General features: G+C 62.7%; 22 protein-coding genes. 17 read left to right on the top strand and 5 right to left on the bottom strand.

Annotated elements, in window-relative coordinates; genetic code table 11:
• Positions 1 to 66: 66 nt before the first annotated feature.
• Both FW800_RS03810 and FW800_RS03805 read left to right on the top strand, forming a co-directional pair.
• A complete protein-coding gene (locus tag FW800_RS03810; RefSeq protein WP_032878117.1) occupies positions 67 to 2,841 on the top strand; it encodes a hybrid sensor histidine kinase/response regulator in 2,775 nt (924 codons plus the stop codon).
• Positions 2,842 to 3,346: 505 nt separating this feature from the next.
• On the top strand, positions 3,347 to 3,943 hold the full coding sequence (locus FW800_RS03805) for a MarC family protein (RefSeq protein WP_003171467.1): 597 nt from the start codon (positions 3,347 to 3,349) through the stop codon (positions 3,941 to 3,943).
• Here the strand turns inward: FW800_RS03805 and FW800_RS03800 are convergent.
• The 5 genes from FW800_RS03800 to cobG form a co-directional block, all read right to left on the bottom strand.
• Complete coding sequence (locus FW800_RS03800) at positions 3,940 to 4,719, bottom strand: hypothetical protein (RefSeq protein ID WP_078820177.1); 780 nt, start codon at positions 4,717 to 4,719, stop codon at positions 3,940 to 3,942. The two genes, FW800_RS03805 and FW800_RS03800, sit on opposite strands and share 4 nt — an antisense overlap.
• Before the next feature lie 237 nt (positions 4,720 to 4,956).
• The gene (cobJ, locus tag FW800_RS03795) at positions 4,957 to 6,594 is read right to left on the bottom strand and encodes a precorrin-3B C(17)-methyltransferase (RefSeq protein WP_446436994.1); all 1,638 of its coding nucleotides are present in this window, start codon (positions 6,592 to 6,594) and stop codon (positions 4,957 to 4,959) included.
• Positions 6,594 to 7,325 (bottom strand): precorrin-2 C(20)-methyltransferase, encoded by a 732-nt coding sequence (locus tag FW800_RS03790; RefSeq protein WP_005784378.1) that lies wholly within the window; start codon positions 7,323 to 7,325, stop codon positions 6,594 to 6,596. The genes cobJ and FW800_RS03790 overlap by 1 nt, the downstream gene beginning before the upstream one ends.
• On the bottom strand, positions 7,325 to 7,951 hold the full coding sequence (locus FW800_RS03785) for a precorrin-8X methylmutase (protein ID WP_032878122.1): 627 nt from the start codon (positions 7,949 to 7,951) through the stop codon (positions 7,325 to 7,327). Before FW800_RS03785 ends, FW800_RS03790 begins: the two co-directional genes overlap by 1 nt.
• Positions 7,944 to 9,290: a precorrin-3B synthase gene (cobG, locus tag FW800_RS03780; RefSeq protein ID WP_446436993.1), complete on the bottom strand. Its 1,347-nt coding sequence runs from the start codon at positions 9,288 to 9,290 to the stop codon at positions 7,944 to 7,946. The genes FW800_RS03785 and cobG overlap by 8 nt, the downstream gene beginning before the upstream one ends.
• Before the next feature lie 38 nt (positions 9,291 to 9,328).
• On the opposite strand from cobG, the gene cbiE reads away from it, so the two are divergent.
• From cbiE to urtD, 15 genes are all read left to right on the top strand, one after another.
• Entirely contained in the window at positions 9,329 to 10,534 is a 1,206-nt protein-coding gene (cbiE, locus tag FW800_RS03775; protein WP_103733882.1) for a precorrin-6y C5,15-methyltransferase (decarboxylating) subunit CbiE, read from the top strand.
• Positions 10,531 to 11,250, top strand: a complete 720-nt coding sequence (locus FW800_RS03770; RefSeq protein WP_446436992.1) for a cobalt-precorrin-6A reductase — start codon at positions 10,531 to 10,533, stop codon at positions 11,248 to 11,250. Before cbiE ends, FW800_RS03770 begins: the two co-directional genes overlap by 4 nt.
• 257 nt (positions 11,251 to 11,507) lie before the next feature.
• Positions 11,508 to 11,900, top strand: coding sequence for a DUF2946 domain-containing protein (locus FW800_RS03765; protein ID WP_446436991.1), 393 nt, complete (start codon positions 11,508 to 11,510; stop codon positions 11,898 to 11,900).
• 47 nt (positions 11,901 to 11,947) lie between these two features.
• Positions 11,948 to 12,430 (top strand): copper chaperone PCu(A)C, encoded by a 483-nt coding sequence (locus FW800_RS03760; protein ID WP_005784362.1) that lies wholly within the window; start codon positions 11,948 to 11,950, stop codon positions 12,428 to 12,430.
• Positions 12,431 to 12,439: 9 nt separating this feature from the next.
• Complete coding sequence (locus FW800_RS03755) at positions 12,440 to 12,829, top strand: DUF2946 domain-containing protein (RefSeq protein ID WP_032878129.1); 390 nt, start codon at positions 12,440 to 12,442, stop codon at positions 12,827 to 12,829.
• A gap of 93 nt (positions 12,830 to 12,922) precedes the next feature.
• Positions 12,923 to 14,983: a TonB-dependent copper receptor gene (locus FW800_RS03750; RefSeq protein ID WP_446436990.1), complete on the top strand. Its 2,061-nt coding sequence runs from the start codon at positions 12,923 to 12,925 to the stop codon at positions 14,981 to 14,983.
• Between the two features lie 117 nt (positions 14,984 to 15,100).
• Entirely contained in the window at positions 15,101 to 16,483 is a 1,383-nt protein-coding gene (locus tag FW800_RS03745) for a PepSY-associated TM helix domain-containing protein (RefSeq protein WP_446436989.1), read from the top strand.
• A 151-nt stretch (positions 16,484 to 16,634) separates the two neighbouring features.
• Entirely contained in the window at positions 16,635 to 18,743 is a 2,109-nt protein-coding gene (locus tag FW800_RS03740) for a TonB-dependent receptor (RefSeq protein WP_446436988.1), read from the top strand.
• Entirely contained in the window at positions 18,743 to 19,531 is a 789-nt protein-coding gene (locus tag FW800_RS03735) for an ABC transporter ATP-binding protein (protein WP_446436987.1), read from the top strand. Before FW800_RS03740 ends, FW800_RS03735 begins: the two co-directional genes overlap by 1 nt.
• Positions 19,528 to 20,475, top strand: a complete 948-nt coding sequence (locus tag FW800_RS03730) for an ABC transporter substrate-binding protein (RefSeq protein ID WP_446436986.1) — start codon at positions 19,528 to 19,530, stop codon at positions 20,473 to 20,475. The genes FW800_RS03735 and FW800_RS03730 overlap by 4 nt, the downstream gene beginning before the upstream one ends.
• A complete protein-coding gene (locus FW800_RS03725) occupies positions 20,472 to 21,482 on the top strand; it encodes a FecCD family ABC transporter permease (RefSeq protein WP_223018724.1) in 1,011 nt (336 codons plus the stop codon). The genes FW800_RS03730 and FW800_RS03725 overlap by 4 nt, the downstream gene beginning before the upstream one ends.
• Before the next feature lie 183 nt (positions 21,483 to 21,665).
• Positions 21,666 to 22,931: an urea ABC transporter substrate-binding protein gene (gene urtA, locus FW800_RS03720; RefSeq protein ID WP_005784337.1), complete on the top strand. Its 1,266-nt coding sequence runs from the start codon at positions 21,666 to 21,668 to the stop codon at positions 22,929 to 22,931.
• A 139-nt stretch (positions 22,932 to 23,070) separates the two neighbouring features.
• Complete coding sequence (gene urtB / locus FW800_RS03715; RefSeq protein ID WP_446436985.1) at positions 23,071 to 24,573, top strand: urea ABC transporter permease subunit UrtB; 1,503 nt, start codon at positions 23,071 to 23,073, stop codon at positions 24,571 to 24,573.
• Positions 24,573 to 25,640, top strand: a complete 1,068-nt coding sequence (gene urtC / locus FW800_RS03710) for an urea ABC transporter permease subunit UrtC (protein WP_032878142.1) — start codon at positions 24,573 to 24,575, stop codon at positions 25,638 to 25,640. Before urtB ends, urtC begins: the two co-directional genes overlap by 1 nt.
• Complete coding sequence (gene urtD, locus FW800_RS03705; RefSeq protein WP_087149500.1) at positions 25,637 to 26,470, top strand: urea ABC transporter ATP-binding protein UrtD; 834 nt, start codon at positions 25,637 to 25,639, stop codon at positions 26,468 to 26,470. The genes urtC and urtD overlap by 4 nt, the downstream gene beginning before the upstream one ends.
• Positions 26,471 to 26,497: the final 27 nt, after the last annotated feature.

The raw sequence follows: 26,497 nt of genomic DNA, 5'->3' as shown, positions 1-26,497 counted from the left end.
CCTTGCCGTACACATGTCGCCCCGCGCATAGTTAACCCGTGCATCAACCTACGAAGGGATTTCGCCGTGCGCTGGCTCAGGATCGCCATAGGTTTCACAGTCAGCTTGCTGACCCTGCTCTGCCTGCTCCCGGCCCAGGCCGCCGCGCAAGGCAGTGGTTGGGCGGTATTGCTTGATGAACAGGCCGACCTGCAACTGAGCGACATCCGTTCCGCCCGCTACACCAATCAATTCAGCCCCATCGAACTGGACCGGATCACTGCCGCGCAGCCGGACGGTGCGTTGTGGGTGCGCTTCAGGCTGCAGCCCGGCAAGCACGAACAAGTGCTGCGGGTCTTTGCCCCGGATCTTTCCAGCCTGAGCCTGTATGTACTGGACGGCGATACCCTGGTGGAGCAACAAACCACCGGCACGCGCCAACCCCAGGTTGAACGCCCGCTGCCCAGCAGCGATTTCATGCTGCCGATGCCCCAGAGCCCACGACCTCTTGAGGTGTACCTGCGCCTGGTCTCGGAACACGAACTGCGCCCCTACATCACCCTGGAACCTGCAGTACTGGCCGCCGCCAACCAGAACCAGACGCTGATCTACGGCCTGCTGTTCGGCGTGCTGCTGATGCTGATCCTGCACAACCTCACGCGCTTCGCCTACCACCGCTCGCGCAGCAGCCTGTGGCTGGCCGCCTGCGAATTGCTGTTGATGCTCAGCCTGGCGCTGCTGCTCAACCTGGTGGGGCCATGGCTGCCGAACTGGCACGCGATCCAGACCCCTGGCGCCTACCTCGCCCTGTTGCTGACCGCACCTTGCGGGTTGATGTTCGCCTACCGCTTCTTCATGCCCCTGGGCCCGCACCCGCTGAACAAGGTGTTGATGGCCGATATCCTGCTGATCGTGCTGTGCGGCCTGCTGTTGTTGTTCGTCAATACCCTGCCACTGAACATCATCACCTATGCCCTGGTGGCGCTGGCCGGCCTGAGCATGTTGTTTGTCTCGGCCTACCATTGGCAAAAAGGCTACCGCCCGGCGCGTCTGTTCGTGGCGGCGATGGTGGTGTTCAACATTGGCACACTGATCATTCTTCCCGCCCTGCTCGGCCTCACCCTGGTGGCGCCGCAGGGCCTGATCGTCACCCTGCTGGGTTTCATCTGTCTCAGCGGCCTGTTGATGAGCCTGGCCCTGGGCGAACGCCAGCGCGCGATTGTCGAAACGCGCTTCAGCCTGAGCCGCGACCTGGCCGCCAGCAACGCCGAAATCGCCGCCAAGGCCGAGTTCCTGGCGAAGATCAGCCATGAAATCCGCACGCCCATGAACGGCGTGCTGGGCATGACCGAACTGCTATTGGGTACGCCGCTGTCGGTGAAGCAGCGCGACTACGTGCAGACCATCCACAGCGCCGGTAACGAGCTGCTCACCCTGATCAACGAGATTCTCGACATTTCCAAGCTGGAGTCCGGGCAGATCGAACTCGATGATGTGCAGTTCGACCTCAACGCGTTGATCGACGACTGCCTGAGTATCTTTCGCGCCAAGGCCGAGCAGCAGAATGTCGAGCTGATCAGCTTTATCCAGCCCCAGGTGCCACGCGTGATCAGCGGCGACCCGACGCGCCTGCGCCAGGCTTTGTTGAGCCTGCTGGAGAACGCCCTGCACAAGACCGATGAAGGCGAAGTGCTGATCGTCGTGGCCCTCGACGAGCGCAGCACCAAGCCCCGTTTGCGCATTGCCGTGCAGGACAGCGGCGTGCCGATGGAAGCCGCCGAACGCGACGCGCTGCTGCACAGCGAACTGCACAGCAAGAACTTCCTCTCGGCGACACGCCTGAGCGGTCACCTGGGCCTGGTCATTGCCCGCCAGTTGATCCTGCTGATGAACGGCGAATTCGGTATCAAGAGTGGCAGCCATCAGGGCAGTACCTTGTGGTTGACCCTGCCGCTGGACCCGGAGCGCCTGGAGCACCCGACGTCGGATCTCGACGGCCCGCTCAAGGACGCCCGCGTGCTGGTGGTGGACGACAACGACACCTGCCGCAAAGTACTGGTGCAGCAATGTTCGGCCTGGGGCCTTAATGTCAGCGCCGTGCCGTCCGGCAAGGAGGCCCTGGCGCTGCTGCGCACCAAGGCACACCTGCGCGATTACTTCGACGTGGTGCTGCTGGACCAGAACATGCCGGGCATGACCGGCATGCAACTGGCGGCAAAGATCAAGGAAGACCCGAGCCTGAACCACGACATCCTGCTGATCATGCTCACCGGTATCAGCAACGCGCCGAGCAAGATCATCGCGCGCAACTGCGGGATCAAGCGCATCCTCGCCAAACCCGTGGCCGGTTATACGCTCAAGACGACCCTGGCCGACGAACTGGCCCAGCGCAGCAAAGGCGCAGCCATTCCACGCCCCGCCCCCAGCGCACCGGTGGCGGTGACCGTGCCGAGCGATTTCCGCATCCTGGTAGCCGAAGACAACAGCATCTCCACCAAAGTGATTCGCGGCATGCTCGGCAAACTCAACCTCAACCCGGACACCGCCAGCAACGGCGAAGAAGCCCTGCAAGCGATGAAAGCCCAGCGCTATGACCTGGTATTGATGGATTGTGAAATGCCAGTCCTCGATGGATTCTCCGCCACCCAGCAGCTGCGCGCGTGGGAAGTCAGCCACCAACGCGTACGCACGCCGGTGGTAGCGCTCACGGCGCATATTCTTTCGGAACATAAAGAACGCGCACGCCAGGCCGGCATGGACGGGCATATGGCCAAGCCGGTGGAGCTATCACAGTTGCGCGAGCTGGTGGATTACTGGGTAGTGCAGCGCCAAAAGCTTCCTGAGCGCAGCACCATTTCCTGATTTGAAATACCATCCCCTGTGGGAGCGGGCTTGCTCGCGAAGGCGGCCTGACAGCCGACACAGTTATACCGAGTACATATCCATTCCTGCGGTAACGGCCACTTAGGGTTCCGCTTTTACAGCGGGTCACTTTTGAAAAGCGCAAAAGTAACCCAAACGCTCTTGCCCCACCACTCGGCACCTCGCTTAGGCTCGGTGTGCCCGTAATCCGCCATGGATTTGGGGGGCCGCCGCCCCGCGCCATCCATGGCGCGGGGCGGCTAAACCGGCATCCCTGCCGGTTTACCCCCCAAATCCCTGTCGAATTTCGGCCAGCGTGGTTTAACGGGGCGCCTAAGATCAAAAACAGATCAAAAGCGACTCGCTTCGCATCGTGGTTACCGTCAGCTGCTACAACCTACAAAATTGTTTAGATACCTATGGCTATCGCAGTTCAAGCCAGCTCCCACATTTGATCTCTGTCGGATAGACTCCTCCACACTTCCCCCGCCCGCGAGCCGCCCCCATGCTCCATGTGTTATTCAGCGTTTACCTGAAGATGCTGGTGCTCTACAGCCCGTTTTTTGTGCTGTCCTGCTTTATCAGCCTGACCCGTGGCTATTCCAGCAAGGAACGTCGGCGCCTGGCCTGGAAAGTCGCACTGGCGACCCTGGTATCGAGCGTGTTGCTCTACCTGTTCGGCAGGGTGATTTTCAGCGTGTTCGGCATTACCGTGGACGCGTTCCGTATCGGCGCCGGCAGCGTGTTGTTTATCTCGGCCCTGGGCATGGCTCAGGGCAAGTCGGCGGTGCAGACCGACAACGTGCAGCAGGACGTGACCATCGTGCCGCTGACCATCCCGCTCACTGTCGGCCCAGGCACCATCGGTGCGCTGCTGGTGATGGGCGTGAGCCAGCCCCACTGGGACGACAAGCTCACCGCCATCCTCAGCATCGCCTTGGCCAGCCTCACAGTGGGTGTGGTGCTGTACCTGTCCAACCGTATCGAACGGATTCTCGGCGACCAGGGCTTGCAGATTGTCAGCCGGTTGATGGGCCTGTTCGTATGCGCCCTGGCCGCGCAAATCATTTTTACCGGGGTTCGCGGCTACCTGGTGCCTTAGATCCGGTATTTGGCAATCGCCAGCTGCACCTTGTCACCGGCGCTTTCGCGCATCAGCTGGATGGTTTTTTCGTTGACCACCGAGGTGTTCAGCACCAGGCAGGTTTGCCCGCTGAAAGCCTCGAACGATGAGCTGTCCCATTCAAGGAACGGCACTCCCACCTGTTTGTTCACGCCGTGGCTGCTGAAGGTCACCAGCACCATCATCACTTCACCATTGGTTTCGGCGCAGGACGCCACGCCGAAGTCACCGCCCTCATGCACCGCGCTATTGCGCTTGAACAAATCAAAAGACGCCGGCTGCCGCTTCAATGCCTCCAGCGCATCGGCGGCCAGTTTTGGCAGCGCGGTAACCAGCGGCCCCGACAGTGACATCGACGCCAGCAGCGCGCCGATAATATTCAGCGCCGCCAATTGCACCGTCAGCCCCTTGCCGGAGCGTGAGACCCGCTCGAAACTGCTGCGCACCGGCAGCCAGCCAAGACTGACCATGACCTTGATAAATTCGTCGTACCACGCCTCGGTGCCCCGATGTACTTTCAATACATCGCTCACGTAACTGCTGGCCAGCAGGTAACTCTTGCGAATGTATTCGCGGTTCAGCCCAGACAGCCCCTCGGCGAAGGAAATCACCCCGTTGTTGACCACCGCCGCATTGCAGTCGTCGTCAGTGTCCAGGGGTAACGCCGCGTGCGCTCCTGGTGCGCCCGGCAACTTGTAGGCGGCAATCAGCTTGCGCCGTTTGATAGTGTTGATCCTTCTGTGACGTCGCTCCATTTTTCAGTTCTCCACAAGCACCCGACATGGGGCTTTGCTTCACACTAGTCCAGCGGGCGGAGGGCTTTCCATGCGACAAACATGCCTTGGTGGCACCGGTCAAAACCCAGTGCCCAGCAATCACAAGGCACAGCCGGCAGGCTTGCGGTTTTCACCGTAAAAAAAAGAAAAAGCCCCGAACAACATCAGGAGAATCCCTGGGTCATTCGGAGCTTTCCGGCGGCCAGCGGGCCGTTTTCAGGAGGCGGGTTTGTCGCCGTACCAACGCGGCGTGTACACCCACGCCCCGCCACCGGCACGCGGGAACACGCAGGTGGTGGACGAGCCGATCAGCACCATGGTGCGCATGTCCACCTGCTCGGGCGTCAATTGGCCCAGGGTGGTGACGCGTAGCGTCTGGCCCGGGCGGCCGATGTCGCGGCCCAGCACCACCGGCGTATCGGGCGTGCGGTGCAGGCCGACGATCTCCAGGGCACGCCCCAGTTGCCAGGGCCGCGAACGCGAGATCGGGTTGTAGAACGCCAGGGCCAGATCGGCCTGGGAAGCCAGGTCCAGGCGCTTTTCAATGATCGACCAGGGCTTGAGGTTATCCGACAGCGACATGACGCAGAAGTCATGCCCCAAGGGTGCACCGGCCTGGGCAGCGGTGGCCAGGGAGGCAGAAACCCCCGGCAGGATTTCCAGGTCGACCTGATGCCAGGCCGGGTCCGTGGAGTCGTGCAGCGCCTCGATCACCGCGGCGGCCATGGCGAATACACCCGGGTCGCCGGACGATACCACCACCACCGAACGCCCCTGCGCAGCCAGCTCGAAAGCATGGCGAGCGCGCTGCATTTCTTCGCGGTTGTCGGTGCAGTGTTGCACTTGATCGTCACGGAACGGCCCGGCCATGCGCACATAGGTTTCATACCCCAGCACATCGGTGCAACGCGCCAGTTCCGCCTTGACCGCCGGCACCATCAACTCGGCCGCGCCGGGACCCAGGCCGATCACTGCGAGACGGCCACGGGGGCGTCCCACCTGCGACACGTCCAAGGGCTTTTCGGCCACGGTAATGCTGATGTCCGCAACGGGCGTCACCGGGGCAAAACGCAGCGGCACACCCAACGCCAGCGCAGCTTCATGCAATGAGGCGTCGGCCATCTGCAGGTCGCTGGCCAACAGGCAGGCCACGGCTTGCACCGCGATCCCCGCCTCATGCAGCGCAGTGCGCACGCGCTCGGCCAACCGCGCACCAGGCTTGCAGGTAATGCAGACGTTTTGCGGATAAATCAGCAGCTCGTTCGCTGCCGGTGGGCGCTCGGCACTGCCCACATGAATCGCCAGGCGCGCCTGTGGGTCCTGGGCCAGATTGGCTTGATCCAGCCACGGCGCCACGCCTTCGACGCGTACCGACTCACCGGCCAAAAGGTCCGAGACAAAGCGCTTGCCCAGTTCAATGTCCGCCAGTTGATAACCCGTCGGCGGGTTGAGCAGGCAGGTGCCAAAACGCAGTTCGCCACTGGTGGTGATTGCCGCGGATACGCCCAATGCCGCGGCGATGTCCCGCGCCATCACATTCACCCCGCCCAGGCCACCCAGCAGCGGCACCACGGCGCTGCCGTCTTCTGCCACGGCCAGCACGGCGGGTTCCTCGCCCTTTTCCAGCAGCAGCGGCGCCAAGGTGCGAATCACAATGCCGGCCGCGCACAGGGCAATCAGCGGCGTGCCTTGCTGGTAGAGCTGGCGCAGCGTCGCGCCGAACTCGCTGTAGCTCTGGTCCGCCCCTTCAACCCGAGCGGCCAGGCCGTGGATCAACGCGCCTGGGTAAACCTGCTGGATCTTGCGCGCCGTGGCCAAACTGCCTTGGCCCAGAATCACAATCGCCGGAGTCATCAACCTTGCCACCTTTCACCGGGCACGATGATCAGCGAGAAATACGGCGACGACATCGGCTCCACCTGGTCCAGCGGCACGATCTTCTGGTTGGCCATGGTGGCGCGCTCCACGTACAACGCACGTTCGGCCAGGCCCAGCTCTTCCAACACCTGGCGCACCTTCGGGAAGTTGCGCCCCAGCTTCATGATCACTGCGGCATCGGCATCCGCCAGGCGGCGCTTGAGGTCATCATGGGGCAACACGCCCGAGAGCACCGACAAGCTCTGGTTGCGATACACCAACGGCGCGCCGAGCACCGAAGCGCCACCGAGCATCGAACACACGCCCGGAATTACCTGGGCTTCGTAGCGCTCGGCAAGGCGGTCATGCAGGTACATGTAGGAGCCGTAGAAGAACGGATCACCTTCGCAGATCACCGCCACATCGCGGCCCGCGTCCAGGTGCGCGGCCACGTCGAGGCTGGCGTTGTCGTAGAAGTCGCTGATCACTTGTTCATAGGACAGCGGCGCCGGCAGCGCTTCAGTGGTGACCGGGTACACCAGCGGCATCAGGGTCTGCTGTGGCACCAGGTGGCCTTCGATGATGCCGAAAGCGTTGCCCTTCTTGCCCTTGGCCACGAAATACGCCACCACCGGCGATTCACGCAGCAGGCGCAGGGCCTTGAGGGTGATCAGTTCCGGGTCACCGGGGCCTACGCCCAGGCCGATCAAACGTCCGCGCACCTGCATTATTCGACCTCCGTGGCCAGGGCGTTGACGGCGGCGGCAGCCATTGCGCTACCGCCCAGGCGGCCTTGCATGATCACGAAGGGTACGCCACGGCTGTCGGCGGCAAGCATGGCCTTGGATTCGGCGGCGCCGACGAAACCGACCGGGAACCCCAGGATCAGCGCCGGTTTCGGCGCGCCGGCGTCGAGCATTTCCAGCAGGTAGAACAAGGCGGTCGGCGCGTTGCCGATCACCACCACGCTGCCTTCCAGGTACGGGCGCCACAGCTCCAGGGCGGCAGCGGAACGGGTGTTGCCCAGCTCCCGCGCCAGCTGCGGCACGCTGTCGTCGCGCAGGGTGCAGATCACTTCGTTATTGGCCGGCAGGCGCGCACGGGTCACGCCCTCGGAGACCATCCGCGCATCACACAGGATCGGCGCGCCAGCAGCCAGCGCATCGCGCCCGGCCTTGCCGGCCCCTTCGGAAAATTGCAGACCGTCGATGGCCTCGACCATGCCGCACGCATGAATCACCCGCACCGCGAGTTTTTCCAGATCGGCCGGGATGCGGTCCAGGTTGGCTTCCGCGCGAATAATGGCAAAGGAGTTGCGATAGATCTCCTGACCGTCGCGGATGTAATCAATCATCGGTGTTGCTCCGTGGGCGAGCGCGTAACAGGGCGCCCGCCGCTTCAATGGAAAGAGTGCGCGCGTGCAGCCGACCGAAACCCGGGTGGGCAGCATCGCGAAAATAGAGGTCGTAATGGCCGGGGCTCACCGCCAGCAACGTGACCGGCGCGGTGTGCGCGGCGGCGCATGAGCGCGGGCAGCCGGACAGGTGCGCTTCGACGCCGGGTTGCAGGGCGGCCAGTTGCACCGCGTCGACCTTGGTATCGGCCAGGCCCTTGCCGCAACCGCTGGAACCGGTGCAGGCAATCATGCGCGCCAGGGGTTGGTCGATTGAACACACAAAGCCCAGTTGCGCCAGGCGTTCGGTCACGGCGCCAACGCGTTCAATGTTGGGCAGTAGCACGCCCTGCCAGGGCGTGAAGCGCAACGTGCCATCGCCGTACTCGCTGGCCAGTTGCGCGGCGCCCTGGAGCATCAGCGAATCCAGGCGGCCCAACGGCGCGACTGCCGCGACGTAAAACTGATTCTTTTGGGCCTGTGGATAACTACCGATGTGCAACAACGCACCACTGGCCGGGCGCTTGAAGCCCTGCGCCGACAACAGCGGCAGCCTCAGGCGGCCCAACAAGTTATCCACAGGCAGATGACGCATACGTGTTTGCTCGGGCGTCGCCAGGTCGAGAAAGGCCTCCAGCACCGCCACCACCAGCGCATGCCCCTGGTCCAACGGCACTGCTGCCACGGGCGCATCCAGCCCCGGGCAGCCGGCCAGGCCGAATGCCAACAGCGTCTGACCATCGCGCACAAACGCCGACAGCCACAGGTCATGGTGATGCTCCAGCATCGCCAGGGCTTCACCGCCATCGAGTTGTATCGCGAACTTGGCCGACAGCTGGTGGAACCGCGCATGGTTTTGCAAGGTGGCAAGAATCTGCGTGGCCAGCGGGCGGGTGTCGAACAGCATCTGCGGGTCGATGCCAGCAGCGGGGCTGAGCATCAGGTTGCGCACGTCGTCACCGGCAGCGTTATTGGGCCCCAGGCCGGCGGCAAGCAACCTGGCGATCAAGGCGTCCTGCTCGGCGCCAATGCCGCGGACCTGCAAGTTGGCGCGGTTGGTCGCCTCGATTATCCCGCCTGCGTACGTACGGGCCGCGTCGGCCACGGCGCTGGCCTGGGCGGCGGTGATCGAACCACCGGCCAGTTTGATCCGGCAAATGCCGCCGTCCAACGCCTGGACAATACGCAGCAACCCCGGACAAGCCGAGGGGCGCATGGTATTCACAGCGGGCGTTGGGTTCACGGGGCTACCGGTTGACGGGTAAAGGCGCGGTATTATGCCTGCTTTGTCCGGCGGCATGAAAAGCCTGCCCGTCGGATGTCGCTCAAGGAATTGATATGTCGCCCTGGCTGACGGTTGTAGGCATCGGTGAAGACGGCTTCAAGGGCCTGGGCAGGAATGCCCGGCACGCCCTGTTGCGCGCCACGCGGATTATAGGCGGCCAACGCCAGTTGGACCTTTTGCCGGTGTGTATTCGCGGCGAACGCCAGGTGTGGCCGAGCCCGTTTTCCCTGGAGCCGGTGTTGTCGCGGCGCGGGGAGCCTGTGTGCGTCCTGGCCAGTGGCGACCCGATGTTCTATGGCGTCGGCGCCAGCCTGGCCCGGCAAGTGGCAGCTGAAGAGTTGTTGATTTTGCCCGCACCATCGTCGGTGTCCCTGGCGGCAGCACGCCTGGGCTGGCCGTTGCAGGAGGTGGTGACGCTATCGGTGGTCGCTCGTCCGTTGGCAGCACTTAATGCGCATCTGGCCGCTGGCGTGCGCTTGTTGGTCTTGAGCAATGACGGCAGCAGCCCCGCTTTGATGGCTGCGTTGTTGGCCGAACGCGGTTTCGGCCCCAGCCGGATTACTGTGTTTGAACACCTGGGCGGCCCGGCTGAGGGGCGCATCGACGGGCACGCGCAATCGTGGGAACACGCCGAGGTTGCCGCTTTGAACCTGGTCGCCATCGACTGCCTGGCGGATGCGAACGCACCACGTCTGTCACGCCTTGCAGGTTTGCCCGACGCGGCCTTCAAGCACGACGGCCAACTGACCAAACGCGACGTGCGCGCCATGACCCTCGCCCGCCTCGCCCCCATGCCCGGCGAACTGCTGTGGGACGTGGGCGCGGGCAGCGGCTCCATCGGCATTGAATGGATGCGCACGCATCCAAGCTGCCGCGCCGTGGCAATCGAGGCCGACGCAGGCCGCCAAAGCCTGATCGAACACAACCGCGACGCCCTCGGCGTGCCCGGCCTGCAACTGATTCGCGGCAAGGCGCCGGAGGCGTTAAGCGGTCTGGAAGCACCGAACGCCATCTTCATCGGCGGCGGCGTCACCCGCGAAGGCGTGCTCGACACCTGCTGGCAACACCTGCGCCCCGGTGGACGGTTGGTGGCCAATGCCGTGACCCTGCAAAGCGAAATGACCTTGATGAACTGGCGCGCCGAGCACGGCGGCGAACTGACCCGCATCCACGTGGCCCAGGCGCAGCCATTGGGCGAGTTCGATACCTGGCGCCAGGCATTGCCGATCACGCTATTGGAAGTGATCAAGCCCCTATGAAAAGGATTCTGTTGCTGGGCGGCGTGACGGAGGCGCTGGCCGTTGCCCGCACCCTGGGGCCGGAGCATATCTACAGCCTGGCGGGCGTGGGCCGTGTGCCGACCGACCTGAGCTGCCAGGTTCGAGTCGGGGGTTATGGAGGCGCTGAAGGGCTCGCGCAGTTTGTTCGTGACGAGCGTATCAGCCTGATTCTCGATGCCACACATCCGTATGCGGCGCAGATCAGCCACAACGCGGCCCAGGCGGCGCGGTTGAGCGATGTGCCTTGCTGGGCGTTGCGACGTCCGGCGTGGCAGCCGCAAGTGGGGGATGACTGGCGGGAAGTGCCTGACTGGGCCGCCCTGATAGCCGCGTTGAAGCCCTTCAAGCGCCCATTGTTCACCTTGGGTCGCGAACCCTTGCAGCATCTGGAGGAAATCCCCGCCGACCAGTTCTGGACGCTGCGCGCACTGGACGTTTATCCGGGGAATGCGCGGTGTGAAGTGATCGGCGCGCGCGGACCGTTTCTGATCGAGGATGAGCGGGTTTTATTCGAACGGCGCAGGATCGATGTACTGATCAGCAAGAACAGCGGCAGCACCGCCACCGAACCGAAGCTGGAAGTGGCGCGTGAGCGTGGCGTGCCGGTATTGGTGCTGAAGCGGCCGGTGCTGGCGGCGGTGGATCGAGAGTTCACCACCGTAGCTGCGGTGCTAAAGGCAATACACCCCTTCTGAGCAACACCGACCTAATGTGGGAGGGGGCTTGCTCCCGATGGCGGCGGATCAGCCACAAATCAGTAACTGACACACCGCGATCGGGAGCAAGCCCCCTCCCACATTTGACCTGCGCAGCCCTGAAGATCCTCATCCACTCAATTCCCGTCTACGCTCAAATCCAGCACTGCGACACCAAACCACACCGCCCCTTTTTACTTATCCCCCCCGATCAGGCTAAATACCCCCTGATCGTTTAACCCTACGGATTATCCGCCATGGCCCGTCAACGCTTTGCAATTGCCTGGATCGCCTGCCTTGCAGTGCTGTTCAATGCGTTTGCCATGCCGTTGGCCAGTGCGATGCAGCAGACTGATGACCCGGTCAAGCGTCTGATGTGGGGTGGGTTCTGTTCGTCCAATGGTGCCAGCCTGAAGGCGATTGCCCTGGGCAAGCTGGAAATCCCGGCAGCGCCGGACGATCACTCTGCCATGCAGCATTGCTGGTGTTGCTCGGGCTCGGCGCCGTTGGTGGCGTTGCCGGGGCATGTGCCGCAGCTGTATGTGACGCGCTTCGAGGCGGTGCAGAGCCTGCCGCCACGCTTATTGCGCAATCCCACCCCGCGCCAGCAATGGCCAAGCCTTAACCCTCGCGCCTCCCCAACGGCCTGATCTTCTTCGCAAGTGAACTGCGTTTAGAACCGTTCTGGAGAACTGCCATGCTTAAATCTTCCCTGCTTCTGGCTGCGTTGTTGTTGCCGGTGTTCAGTGCTGCCAATGCCGATGACTACAAGGCCGGCGACCTGTTGGTGAGCGATCCCTGGTCCCAGGAGCTGCCACCGAATGCGCCGACCGTGGCGGCCTACTTTGTGATTCATAACACCGGGGCTGCTCCGGATCGCCTGCTCAGCGTTGAAACCAGCGTCGCGGAGAAAGCCGAGCTGCACGAGCATGTGATGCAAGGCGACTTGATGAAGATGCAGCAAGTGCCCAGCGTTGCCGTACCGGCCAAGGGTGAGCTGACCTTCGCGCCGATGGCTTATCACGTGATGCTGCTGGGCCTCAAAGACCGCAGCCTGTTGGCCGATGGCAAGCAATTCCCACTGACCCTGACCTTCGAGAAAGCAGGCAAGGTTCAGGTGCAAGTGTCGGTGCAGAAGGTCCCGCCGATGGCCACGCAAGAGCATAAGCACACTCACTAGACCTACCCGATGGGCGCCCCCCGCGCCAGGTTGTCTCCGCACCGCCGTGTGATGCGCGGCAGTTGGATCAGCCTGTTCGCCATGCTGATGATCTTTATCGGTCCGCTGATTTCCCAAGCGATGCCGATGGATCATCACGCCGGTATGTCCATGGACATGCCCGCGTGCCACGGCGAGCCCAAGCCGACCAAAACCCCCGACGAACATCATGTCCTCTGGGAGAAATGCGGCTATTGCAGCCTGCTGTTCAGTTGCCCGGCCCTGCCCGGCAGCGTCTCCTACGTAACGCTCGGCACCCCGCCGCCAGCCAACGCACTCATCCCCGCCCCCCGCCTGGGCCATGCCCGACAGAGCATCTTCCCTGGCGCCCGCAGTCGTGCGCCGCCCATCGTGTCGTAAGCCCTTCACCGCGTTACTTCACCCCGGCCGACTTCAATTAGACAGCCGCAGGCTGCTGGCCGTGTTGTTTACGATTGATTGATGGAATTTGTCATGTCCAGGTTTTCTGCTGACACCCGTTTGGGCGCTGCCCCTGTTTTCGCCGCTCTGTGCGGCGTACTGCTTGCCCCCTACGCCCATGCGCACGAACACGAGCTGAGCCCCACGGTGATCACCGCGATCGCCCCCAGCTCGCCCCTCACCGTTGTCACCAACCCCAAGGATCCACGCCAGCCGGTGCCCGCGAGCGATGGCGGCGACTACCTCAAGACCATCCCCGGCTTCGCCCTGGTGCGCAACGGCGGCACCAACGGCGACCCGGTGCTGCGCGGCATGTTCGGCTCGCGCCTGAACATCCTTACCAACGGCGGCATGATGCTCGGCGCCTGCCCAGGCCGCATGGATGCGCCGACTTCGTATATTTCGCCGGAAACCTACGACAAGCTCACCGTGATCAAAGGCCCGCAAACCGTACTCTGGGGCCCGGGCGCGTCGGCCGGTACGATCCTGTTCGACCGTGAGCCCGAGCAGTTCGGCGAGCTGGGCACGCGGATCAATGCCAGTGTGCTGGCCGGTTCCAACGGGCGTTTCGACAAGGTCATCGATGCTGCTGCAGGAGGCCCGTTGGGCTATGTGCGGGTGATCGGCAACCAGGCCCATGCCGACGATTACAAGGACGGCAACAACGACACTGTCGCCTCGCGCTATGACAAGTGGAATGGCGATGTGGCGGTGGGTTTCACCCCCGACGCCGACACGCTGCTGGAACTCACCGCCGGCCGTGGCGACGGTGAAGCGCGCTACGCCGGACGCGGTATGGACGGCTCGCAATTCCTGCGCGAAAGCCTCGGGCTGCGCTTCGAAAAATCCAACCTCGGCGAGGTGCTGGACAAAGTCGAGGCCCAGGTCTACTACAACTACGCCGACCACGTCATGGACAACTACAGCCTGCGCGTCCCTTCGGGCACCGGCATGATGGCCGGGCCCATGGCCTCCAACGTCGACCGTCGCACCCTGGGCGGTCGCATCAAGGCAACCTGGCGCTGGGCCGATGTGCAACTGATCGGCGGTCTGGACGCGCAGACCAACGAGCACCGCGCGCGCAGCAGCATGGGCATCGACACCTACAAGGACCTGCCGCGCAACAAGGACGCCAACTTCCACAACTACGGGGTATTCGGCGAGCTGACCTGGTACGCCGCCGACAACGACCGCCTGATCACCGGCGCCCGCCTGGACCGTGCCTCAGCCAAGGATTTCCGGCAACGCACCGGCTCGGCAATGATGAGCCGCCCCAACCCCACCGCCGACGACACCCGCGCAGACACCTTGCCATCGGGCTTTGTGCGCTACGAGCACGACCTGGCGGGCACGCCCACGACCGTCTATGCGGGTCTGGGTCACGCTGAACGCTTTCCGGATTACTGGGACCTGTTCTCCCCCAACACCGGCGCGGTCGGCTCGGTGAATGCCTTTGACGGCGTGAAGCCCGAGAAGACCACGCAGCTGGATTTCGGCGCGCAATACAAAACCGCCGACCTCGAAGCCTGGGCCTCGGGTTACGTCGGCCAGGTGCGCGACTTCATCCTGTTCGACTACCGGCCCGGCATGATGGGCACCACTTCCCAGGCGCGCAATGTCGACGCGCGCATCATGGGCGGCGAGTTGGGTGCGGCCTACAAGCTGAGCCGCAACTGGAAAGCCGACGCCAGCCTCGCCTACGCCTGGGGCAAGAACAGCAGCGATGGCAAAGCCCTGCCGCAGATGCCGCCGCTGGATGCACGCCTGGGCCTGACCTACAGCGAAGACGACTGGAGTGCCGGCGCCTTGTGGCGCGTGGTCGCGGCGCAAAACCGCATCGACCAGAACAAGGGCAACGTGGTCGGCAAGGACTACGACAAGAGCGGCGGTTTTGGCGTGTTCTCGCTCAACGCTGCGTACCGCATCAATAAGAACTTCAAGGTCAGTACCGGAGTCGACAATCTGTTCGGCAAGGCTTATGCCGAGCATTTGAACCTGGCGGGTAACGCAGGCTTCGGTTACCCGGCGAATGACCCGCAAGCCATCAAGGAGCCGGGGCGTACGCTCTGGACCAAGGTGGACATGAGCTTCTAACAGCATCGGGAGCAAGCCCCCTCCCACACTTGAAACGCATTTCAAATGTGGGAGGGGGCTTGCCCCCGATGGCGGTGTAACCGACACAAAAAAATCAAAAGCCTTGCGGAGCCCCTGATGAGCACACCGAAGATCTCCTTCTACAACCTGGCCTGGCGCTGGCACTTCTACGCCGGTCTCTTTGTCGCCCCTTTCATGGTGCTGCTGGCCCTGACCGGCATCATCTACCTGTTCAAACCCCAACTCGACCCGCTGATGTACGGCCACCTGCTCACCGTACCCACAGCCGAGCACGCTCTGAGCGCCGACGAACTGCTGCAACGCGCCAAAGACGCCTACCCCCAGGCCGCGATCAGCAAATACCTGCCGCCTGCCGACGCCACCAACAGCGCGCAGTTCGTGATGCACAACCAGGGCCGCGAGATCAGCGTATTCGTCGACCCGTATCGCGGCACAGTCCTGGGTGAGCAGGACGCCAAAAACAACCTGCAGGCCATTGCCCGCGCCCTGCACGGCGAGCTGATGATCGGCACCACCGGCGACCGCCTGATAGAACTCGCCGCCGGCTGGGGCGTCATGCTGGTGGTGTCCGGCCTGTACCTGTGGTGGCCGCGTGGCAAGTCATCGGCTGGCATATTGTGGCCGCGCCTCAACAGTCGTGGCCGCTTGTTCTGGCGTGACCTGCACGCTGTCGCCGGCTTCTGGGGCGCGGCATTTCTGCTGGTCATGCTGCTCAGCGGCATGACCTGGACCGGTTTCTGGGGCAAGCAATACGCCGACCTGTGGAACACCTTCCCGGCGGCGATGTGGAACAACGTGCCGCAGTCCGACCAGCAGGCACGCGTGCTCAACACGGCCACCCAACAGACCGTGCCCTGGGCCATGGAAAACACGCCGATGCCGATGTCCGGCGACCATGCCGAACACATGAACCACGGCGCCATGCATTCAGGTCCTGCCGCACCAAGCGTGCGCCTGCAACAAGTGGTCGACCTGGCCAATGCACGCAAGGTCGAGCCCGGCTACAGCATCACCTTCCCCACCACCGCCACGGGGGTATTCACCGTCGCGGTGTTCGCCAACGACCCGCGCAATGACGCCACCCTGCATGTGGACCAGTACACCGGCAAGGTCCTGGCCGATGTGCGTTGGGAACATTACAACCTGGTCGCCCGCGCCACCGAGACCGGGGTGATGCTGCATGAAGGCAAGATGTTCGGCTGGGTCAACCAACTGATCGTGCTGGTGATCTGCCTGATGATCCTGCTCAGTGCGGTCAGCGGCGTGGTGATCTGGTGGAAGCGTCGCCCTGCCGGTGGCGTCGGTGTTCCGCCGTTGCGTCATGACCTGCCAAAGTGGAAAACCGCGATGGTGATCATGCTGGGTCTGGCACTTGTTTTCCCGCTGGTGGGGGCGTCGCTGATCGTGGTGTGGGTACTGGATCGTCTGGTGCTGTCGCGCTTTTTTGGCCAAGGTGAATCCGCTTCAGGTTCCGCATGAAACAGGCGAGATGCCCAATCCAGGGGGCTTGTGTAGCCTTGCGCAGACTTTTGCCCCGCAGCCGATAAGTGTTAACTTATAACACTTTCTGCGCTATCGTTGCTCGCCGCGCCCTGCGGCGAGTACCTCTCAAGAAGCGACTGATCGACCGATGAACAACTACCTTGCGAGCGGCCTGTGCCTGCTCGCCCTGCATACCAACGCCCAGGCCCTGACCCTGCCCGCCAGCCCCATTACCGCACCGGCAGTGGATAGTGAGCGCGTTGACCTCAACACCCCGACCACCGCCGGTTCGCGCCTGAATCTCACAGCGCTGCAAACCCCCGGCAGCGTTGAAAGCCAGACCGGCGCCCAGATCCGCGAACGCGGCGACGCCAGCGTGCAGGACGCCATCTCCCGCGCCACCGGCATCAGCCGCACCGGCACGCCGGGCGACGGCGGCACCTCGTTGCAGGCCCGTGGTTTTACCGGCCAAAGCTCGGTGATGCAGCTGTACGACGGCAACCGCATGTACACCGGCATGGGCACCTCGACCTTCCCGGTGGACAGCTGGGCTGTGGAACGGGTGGACGTGCTGCGCGGCCCGGCCTCGGTGCTGTACGGCGAAGGCGCCACCGGCGCAGTGATCAACACGATCTCGAAAAAACCCTTTGCGGGCGAGATCGAAAACCATATCCGCCTTGGCTACGGCTCCTACGACCGCCAGCAGCAAGCCCTCGACAGCGGCGGCTCGCTGACCGACACCTTGAGCTACCGCTTGAACCTCAACCGCCTGCGCAGCAACGGCTTCATCGACCGTGGCGATTCCAGCAGCGATTTCGTCAGCGGCGCCCTGCGCTGGCAACCAGCCGACAACCTGAGTTTCACCCTGGCCAGCGACTACGGTGATCAGCGCCCACAAAACTACTTCGGCACGCCCCTGGTCAACGGCCAGTTGCACAAGGGCCTGCGCGACAAGAACTACAACGTCAGCAACGACACCCAGCACTACAACGACCAGTGGACGCGCCTGACCAGCGAGTGGCAACTCAACGACAACGTCAGCGCCACCAACGAGCTGTACTACCTGAAAAACCAGCGTCGCTGGCAGAACGCCGAGAACTACAATTTCACCAACGGCCAACTGACCCGCAGCGGCAACTTCGGTATCAAGCACGATCAGGAACAGGTGGGCGACCGCCAGACCTTCACCTTCAAGCACACCCTGTTCGGCCTCGATAGCCAGACCGTAGCGGGCGTGGAATACAACCGCATCCGTTTCCGCCTGGCGAGCAACACGCCATTTAATGATGTGTCGGGAACCGGCCAACCCATCGACCTGTATCACCCGGCGCCCGCGCCGTTTGCCAGTAAAGACCCGTTCAAACCGGTGTTTTCCACTACGACCAAAACCTTCGCAGGTTTTGCTGAAAACCGCTTGCAGTTGACCGACCAACTCACGCTGATCACCGGTATCCGCCGCGACTACGCGCACATCGACCGCGACGACCTGCGCACTGGCGGCCAATCCGACAAAACCCTCACCGGCAATAACTGGAAAGCCGGTCTGGTCTACGCGATCACCCCGGACACCTCGGTCTACGGCCAGTACGCTACCAGCACCGACGGCGTCGGCGGGCTGATCTCCCTGAGCCCGAGCCAGCAACAGTTCGACCTGTCTACCGCCAAGCAGACCGAGGTCGGCATCAAACAAGCGTTCTGGGATGCCCGCGGAGAATGGACCCTCGCCGCCTACCACATCGTCAAAAAGAAGCTGCTGACGGATGTGCCGGGTGAGCCGGACTTCAAGCAGCAAGTCGGCCAACAATCCTCCAACGGCCTGGAAGCCAGCCTCGACTTGCAACTGCCCCACGCCTGGCAGTTGCAAGCCAACGCCGCCGTCGTGCGGGCGCAGTACGACGATTTCAAACAAGACGTCAACGGCGTACAGGTCTCCCGCGACGGCAACCGCCCGGTGGACGTTCCGCGCCGCACCGCCAACCTGTGGCTGAGCAAGGCCGTGACCGACAACGTGCGTGCCGCTGCCGGTGTGCGTTACGTCGACGCACGCTATGCCGATATGGCCAACCAGAGCGAGCTGCCGAGCTATACCGTGGTCGATGCCACGTTGTCGTGGAAAGCCATGCGCGACACCACGCTGGGCCTGCAACTCAATAACCTGTTCGATCGCACTTATGCGGTCAGCCAGTACAACGATGGGCAGCAGTGGATTCTGGGTGTACCTCGCTCCATGTTCATTACCGCGGACTACACCTTCTAATGACCTCACTCACCCTCACCGACCTGGCTTGGACTCCACCCGGCCACAACCACTGCCATCACCAGTTCCAACTGCGTGACGCCAGCCTGCGCGTCGGTGCCGGGGAGTTTGTCGGGCTGATCGGGCCTAACGGCAGTGGCAAGACCAGCCTGCTGCGCTGCGCCTATCGGTTCACCCGGCCAGAACACGGTGATGTATCGCTTGCGCACCGGAATGTCTGGAAGCAAAGCGCAAAGTGGTGCGCGCAACGCATCGCCGTGGTGCTGCAGGAGTTTCCCGATACCTTCGGCTTACGCGTGGATGAGGTGGTCGCCATGGGGCGCACACCCCACAAGGGTTTGTTCGACAGCGACACACTGCACGACCAGCAACTGATCCTTCAAGCGCTGGAATCGGTGGGCATGCAAGGCTTCGAGGACCATGCCTTCGCGACCCTGTCCGGCGGTGAAAAACAGCGCGTCATCCTTGCCCGCGCCCTGGCCCAGCAACCGCAACTGTTGATCCTTGACGAGCCGACCAACCACCTCGACCCGCGTTATCAACTTGAGTTGCTCAGGCTGGTCAGGCGTTTGAATATCGGCACCCTGGCGAGTATCCATGACCTCAACCTGGCCGCCGCCTTCTGTGATCGCCTGTACGTGATCCACCACGGGCGCATCGTCGCCAGCGGCACGCCCCACGAAGTGCTGACCGCCGCGTTGCTGCGCGACGTGTTTGGCGTCGAGGCCTTGATCGACACTCACCCCTTGGACGGCTACCCACGAATCACTTGGATAACCCAGCCATGATCCTGCGCATCCTGCTGTCTCTGCCTCTGTTGCTCGGCGCGGCTCAAGCACTCGCCGAAAGCACCCGATACCCGCTGACCATCAAAAGTTGCAACCGCGACGTAACCTTCCAGCAAGCCCCACAACACGCGGTCAGCCACGACATCAACATGACCCAGATGATGCTCGCCCTGGGCCTCAAGCCACGCATGGCCGGCTACAGCGGCGTGACCGGCTGGAAGTCAGTACCGCCGCAAATGGCCGCGCTCCTCGACGGCCTGCCGGAACTGGCGAGCAAGTACCCGTCGGTGGAAACCCTGCTCAACGCCAACGTGGATTTCTTCTTCGCCGGCTGGGACTACGGTATGCGCGTGGGCGGCGACCTCACACCGCACACCCTGCAACCCTTGGGCATCAATGTGTATGAGTTGACCGAGTCATGTGCGTTCGTGATGAAGCGCCCAGCCGCAAGCCTCGACGATACCTATAACGACCTGCGCAACCTGGGCAGGATCTTCGACGTGCAGGATCGCGCCAATACCCTTATCGCCCAGATGCAGGCGCAAGTGGCCGAGGTGCAAAAAGACCTGCCCGCCGACAAGCCACGGGTGTTCCTTTACGACAGCGGCGAAGACCGCGCCATGACCTCGGGCCGCCTGGGCATGCCCCAGGCGCTGATAGACGCCGCCGGCGGGCGCAACATCCTCGATGACATCGACGCCAGCTGGACCCGAGTCAACTGGGAAACCGTCGTTGAGCGCAACCCACAAGTCATCGTGATCGTTGACTACAGCGAGGTCACCGCCGAACAGAAGAAACAGTTCCTGCTTGACCACCCTGCACTGCAATCGGTGGACGCCATCAAGCACCAGCGCTTCATCGTGATCCCCTATATGCAAGCCACACCAAGCATCGACAACGTGCTAGCGGTTGAAACCCTGGCCAAGGGGTTTCACGGCGAATGATCACCCGTCACTACGTCCTGTTATTGAGCGCTCTGGGTGCCTTGTTGCTGGTCTCCTGCGTGATCTCCCTGGGGTTCGGTTCGGCGCGGGTGCCAGTGGACGTGGTGTGGCGAATTTTGCTGAACAAGGTGTTCGGCTTGGGTGTGGTGGACTGGAGTGTGGGCCAGGAACATATCGTCTGGCTGATCCGTGTGCCGCGTATGCTACTGGGGGCGCTGGTAGGCGCCGGGCTGGCACTGATTGGCGCGGTACTGCAGGCGGTCACGCGCAACTCGCTGGCCGACCCGCACCTGCTCGGTGTGACCTCCGGCGCCACCCTCGGCGCGGTGATCGTGGTGCTGCATGTGGGTGAAATCATCGGCCTGCTGACCTTGCCCCTCGCCGCCTTTATCGGTGCGCTGCTGAGCATGTTGGTAGTACTGGCCGTCGCCAGTCGCAACGGTCGCCTGGAAAGCGATCGCCTGTTGCTGTGTGGTGTCGCGGTGTCGTTCGTGATGATGGCGGTGGCCAACCTGCTGCTGTTCATGGGTGACCACCGCGCCGCCTCGGCGGTGATGTTCTGGATGCTCGGCGGCCTGGGACTGGCCCGCTGGGAACTGCTGGCAATTCCCGCCACCACGGTGCTGCTGGGGTTGCTGTTGCTGCTCGGCATGGCCCGCCCGCTCAACGCGTTGATGGCCGGTGAGCAGACCGCCGTGACCCTGGGTTTGAACGCACGCAATGTACGCTTGAAAGTCTTCCTGGTCGCTTCGCTGATGACCGGCGTGCTGGTGTCCATCAGCGGTTCTATCGGCTTTGTCGGGCTGATGGTGCCGCACATCGCCCGGCGCCTGATAGGTGCCGAACACCGGCGTTTACTGCCAGTGTGCGTGCTGCTTGGCAGTGTGTTCCTGGTGTGGGTCGATGTCGCCGCACGCACACTGATAGCGCCCGAAGACTTGCCGATTGGCGTGGCGACGGCGGCGATTGGCGGGCTGTTTTTTATCGGTTTGATGCGCAAGCGTTGAGCGCGCCCCGTTGTAGCGCACAGCCACGCACCTGGCAGACCGACCCGCCATTTCATGGTGCATTTCCCATGCGCCGACCTGGGCGAAGCGACCATTTCATGCCTTTTTCCGACTCGGCACAGCGCTTGCAATCACCTGCTCAACTTCCCCTCATAACAGTGTTGAGTCCACGGAGATCGCACCATGCAGCGTCGCAGCTTGATCAAGGCTTTTACTTTGTCGGCATCCATTGCCGCCATGGGATTGACCTGGACCGTCCAGGCCGCCGAGACCATCAAGGTCGGCATCCTGCACTCGTTGTCCGGGACCATGGCGATCTCCGAAACTTCGCTTAAAGACATGGCGCTGATGACCATCGACGAGATCAACGCCAAGGGCGGCGTGAACGGCAAGATGCTCGAACCAGTGGTGGTGGACCCGGCGTCCAACTGGCCGCTGTTCGCAGAAAAAGGCCGGCAACTGTTGACCCAGGACAAGGTTGCCGTGGTGTTTGGCTGCTGGACCTCGGTGTCGCGCAAATCCGTATTGCCGGTGTTCGAAGAACTCAACGGTTTGCTGTTCTACCCGGTGCAATACGAAGGCGAAGAGATGTCGCCCAACGTGTTCTACACCGGTGCGGCGCCGAACCAGCAAGCGATCCCGGCAGTGGAATACCTGATGAGCGAAGAAGGCGGCAGTGCCAAGCGCTTCTTCCTGCTGGGCACCGACTACGTGTACCCGCGCACCACCAACAAGATCCTGCGCTCGTTCCTGCATTCCAAAGGCGTGGCGGATAAGGATATCGAAGAGGTCTACACCCCGTTCGGCCATGCCGATTACCAGACCATCGTCGCCAACATCAAGAAATTCTCCGCCGGCGGCAAGACCGCTGTGGTCTCCACCGTCAATGGCGACTCCAACGTACCGTTCTACAAAGAGCTGGCCAACCAGGGCTTGAAAGCCACCGAAGTACCGGTGGTGGCGTTCTCGGTGGGCGAAGAAGAACTGCGCGGCATCGACACCAAACCACTGGTGGGCAACCTGGCGGCGTGGAATTACTTCCAGTCGGTGGAGAACCCGGTCAACCAGAAATTCGTCGCCGACTGGAAAGCCTACGCCAAGAAGCACAACCTGCCGGGCGCAGACAAAGCCGTGACCAACGACCCGATGGAAGCCACCTATGTGGGCATCCATATGTGGGCCCAAGCGGCAGAGAAAGCCAAGTCCACCGACGTCGACAAAGTGCGCGAAGCCCTGGGCGGCCAGACCTTCGCCGCACCGTCGGGCTTTACCCTGACCATGGACAAGACCAACCACCACCTGCACAAGCCGGTGATGATCGGCGAGATCCAGGCTGATGGGCAGTTCTCGGTGGTGTGGCAGACCGAAGCACCGATTCGGGCACAGCCATGGAGCCCTTACATCCCGGGCAATGACAAGAAGCCGGATTACGCGGTGAAGAGCAACTAAAGCCCCACGCGTTCTACATGTGGGAGGGGGCTTGCTCCCGATGGCGGCGGGTCAGTGATACATGCATTGCCTGACACACCGCTATCGGGAGCAAGCCCCCTCCCACAGTGTTGACCGCGCATGACTAGGACATTGTGTTATGCCTACTGCCCTCCACCGCTTCATCCTCGCCGTGCTGCTATTGCTGCCTTTGGCCGCACACGCCAGCGATGCCGAAGACTTCCTCAAAGCCAACCCGATGCAGCAAGCCAAGCTCCTCCAGGACTGGGCCGCACAGCCCGACCCGGCGCGCATCGAGCTGGTGGATGCCCTGCAACAAGGCCAGCTCAAGCTCAATGGCGAAACCAGGACCGTACGCCTGAACAACCGTCTGCGCGGCCTGATCGACAACGTTCAAGCCAGCCAGCAACTGCTCGCCGCCGATCCCAAGGTACGCCTGGCGGCAGCTCGAACCCTGCAAAAAAGCGCTGTGCCTGCGCAATTGAAATTCCTCGACCAGCAGGTCGCCGCCGAAACCGACGAAGATGTGCACGGCGCCCTCAGCCTGGCCTTGGCCAACCTGCAACTGGTGGACACCGACCCTGCGGTGCGTCTGGCCGCCGTGCGCCTGCTCGGCAGCACGGGTGATCCTCTGGCACGCACGCGACTTGAAGCGCTGCTCGCGCCGGGCGTGGAAACCGATGCCGCCGTGCACACGGCCGCCGAAACCAGCCTGGCCCAGGTCAAACGCAAACTGATGGTCGGAGAGATACTCGGGCAGGCGTTCAGCGGCATGTCGCTGGGCTCGATTCTATTGCTGGCGGCACTGGGTCTGGCGATCACCTTCGGCCTGCTCGGCGTGATCAACATGGCCCACGGCGAGATGCTGATGCTGGGCGCCTACTCCACCTACGTGGTGCAGCTGATGATGCAGCGTTATGTACCCCAGGCCATCGAGTTCTACCCGTTGATCGCGCTGCCGGTGGCATTCTTCGTCACCGCCGCCATCGGCATGGCCCTGGAGCGCACGGTGATTCGTCACCTCTATGGCCGACCACTGGAAACCCTGCTCGCCACCTGGGGCATCAGCCTGATGCTGATCCAACTGGTACGCCTGGTGTTCGGCGCGCAGAACGTCGAAGTGTCCAACCCCGCCTGGCTGTCCGGCGGTATTCAAGTACTGCCCAACCTGGTGCTGCCGTACAACCGCATCGTCATCATTGCCTTCGCGCTGTTCGTGGTGGTGCTCACCTGGTTGTTGCTGAACAAGACACGCCTGGGCCTCAACGTGCGCGCCGTCACCCAGAACCGCAACATGGCCGCCTGCTGCGGCGTGCCCACCGGGCGCGTGGACATGCTCGCCTTTGGTCTGGGCTCCGGCATCGCAGGCCTTGGTGGCGTGGCCCTGAGCCAGATCGGCAACGTCGGCCCGGACCTGGGCCAGAGCTACATCATCGACTCATTCCTGGTGGTGGTACTCGGTGGCGTCGGCCAGTTAGCCGGTAGCGTAATGGCAGCCTTCGGCCTGGGTATCGCCAACAAGATTCTTGAACCGCAAATCGGTGCCGTGCTCGGCAAGATCCTGATCCTCGCGCTGATCATTCTGTTTATCCAGAAACGCCCGCAAGGACTCTTCGCACTGAAAGGACGGGTGATCGACTGATGAACCAGCCATTGATGCTTACGGCCACGCAAAAGGCCGGCCCCAAGGTGACGATCGCCGTCGGCGTGGTGATCCTGTTCCTGCTGCTGGCGCTGCCACTGTGTTCGCTGCTGGCGCCGGACAATCCACTGCATGTATCGGCCTACACCCTGACGCTGGTGGGCAAGATCCTCTGCTACGCCATCGTCGCGCTCGCGCTGGACCTGGTGTGGGGCTATGCCGGGATGTTGTCCCTGGGCCACGGTCTGTTCTTCGCCCTGGGCGGTTATGCCATGGGCATGTACCTGATGCGCCAGGCGTCGGGCGACGGGTTGCCGGCGTTCATGACCTTTTTGTCCTGGACCGAATTGCCCTGGTACTGGGCGGGCACCGACAACTTTCTCTGGGCGTTGTGCCTGGTGGTGCTGGCCCCGGGAGTGCTCGCGCTAGTGTTCGGTTTCTTCGCCTTCCGCTCGCGAATCAAAGGCGTGTATTTCTCGATCATGACCCAGGCCCTGACCTTTGCCGGAATGCTGTTGTTCTTTCGCAACGAGACCGGGTTCGGCGGCAATAACGGCTTTACCAACTTTCGCAGCATCTTAGGCTTTGGCATTACAGAACCTGGCACACGGGCGGTGTTGTTTGTGGCCACGGTGCTGTTGCTGGTAGCCAGCCTGTACATCGGCTGGCGCCTGGCGCAGAGCAAGTTCGGCCGCGTGCTGACTGCCTTGCGCGATGCCGAGAACCGCCTGATGTTCTGTGGTTACGACCCGCGTGGCTTCAAGTTGTTCGTGTGGGTGTTGAGCGCAGTGTTGTGCGGGTTGGCGGGGGCGCTGTATGTGCCGCAGGTGGGCATTATCAACCCCAGCGAAATGTCGCCGACCAACTCCATCGAGGCCGCCGTATGGGTCGCCCTCGGCGGGCGGGGCACACTGATCGGGCCATTGCTCGGCGCTGGGGTAGTCAACGGCATGAAGAGCTGGTTCACGGTGGCGTTTCCCGAGTACTGGCTGTTCTTTCTGGGGGCGCTGTTCATCATCGTCACCCTGTACCTGCCCAAGGGCGTTATCGGCCTGCTGAAGAAATGAGGAACGTCATGCTTGAACCTATTTTCGATGCGGGTAGCGGCCGCGATGCGATCGGTATCGGCCAGGCCGCAGGCAAAGGGCTCAACACCCGCCACGGCACCATCCTGACCCTGGAAGATATCAGCGTCAGCTTCGACGGTTTCAAAGCGTTGAATGACCTGAACCTGTATATCGGCGTCGGCGAATTGCGCTGCATCATCGGCCCCAACGGCGCAGGCAAGACCACGTTGATGGACGTGATCACCGGCAAGACCCGGCCCAGCCACGGCAGGGCCTGGTTCGGCGAAACCCTGGATCTGACCAGCATGAGCGAAGTGCAAATCGCCCAGGCCGGTATCGGCCGCAAGTTCCAGAAGCCTACGGTGTTCGAAGCCCTCAGCGTGTTCGAAAACCTTGAGCTGGCGCAGAAGACCGACAAGTCGGTGTGGGCCAGCCTGCGGGCGCGCCTGAGTGGCGAGCAAAAAGACCGCATCGATGAAGTACTCGACACCATCCGCCTGACCGCCTCGGTGCATCGGCCCGCCGGCTTGCTGTCCCACGGTCAGAAGCAGTTCCTGGAAATCGGCATGTTGCTGATGCAAGACCCGCAACTGTTGCTGCTCGACGAACCGGTGGCCGGCATGACCGACGCCGAAACCGAATTCACTGCCGAACTGTTCAAGCGCCTGGCCGGCAAGCATTCGTTGATGGTGGTGGAGCACGACATGGGCTTTGTCGGCTCCATCGCTGATCACGTCACCGTGTTGCACCAGGGCAGCGTATTGGCCGAAGGGTCGCTGGAACAGGTGCAGGAAAATGAGCGGGTGATCGAGGTCTACCTCGGTCGCTAACGCTGACACGAACTGCTTTATGTGGGA

The organism is Pseudomonas sp. 910_23 (genome assembly GCF_052850795.1).
This window is presented reverse-complemented; position numbering and strand designations above follow the sequence as displayed.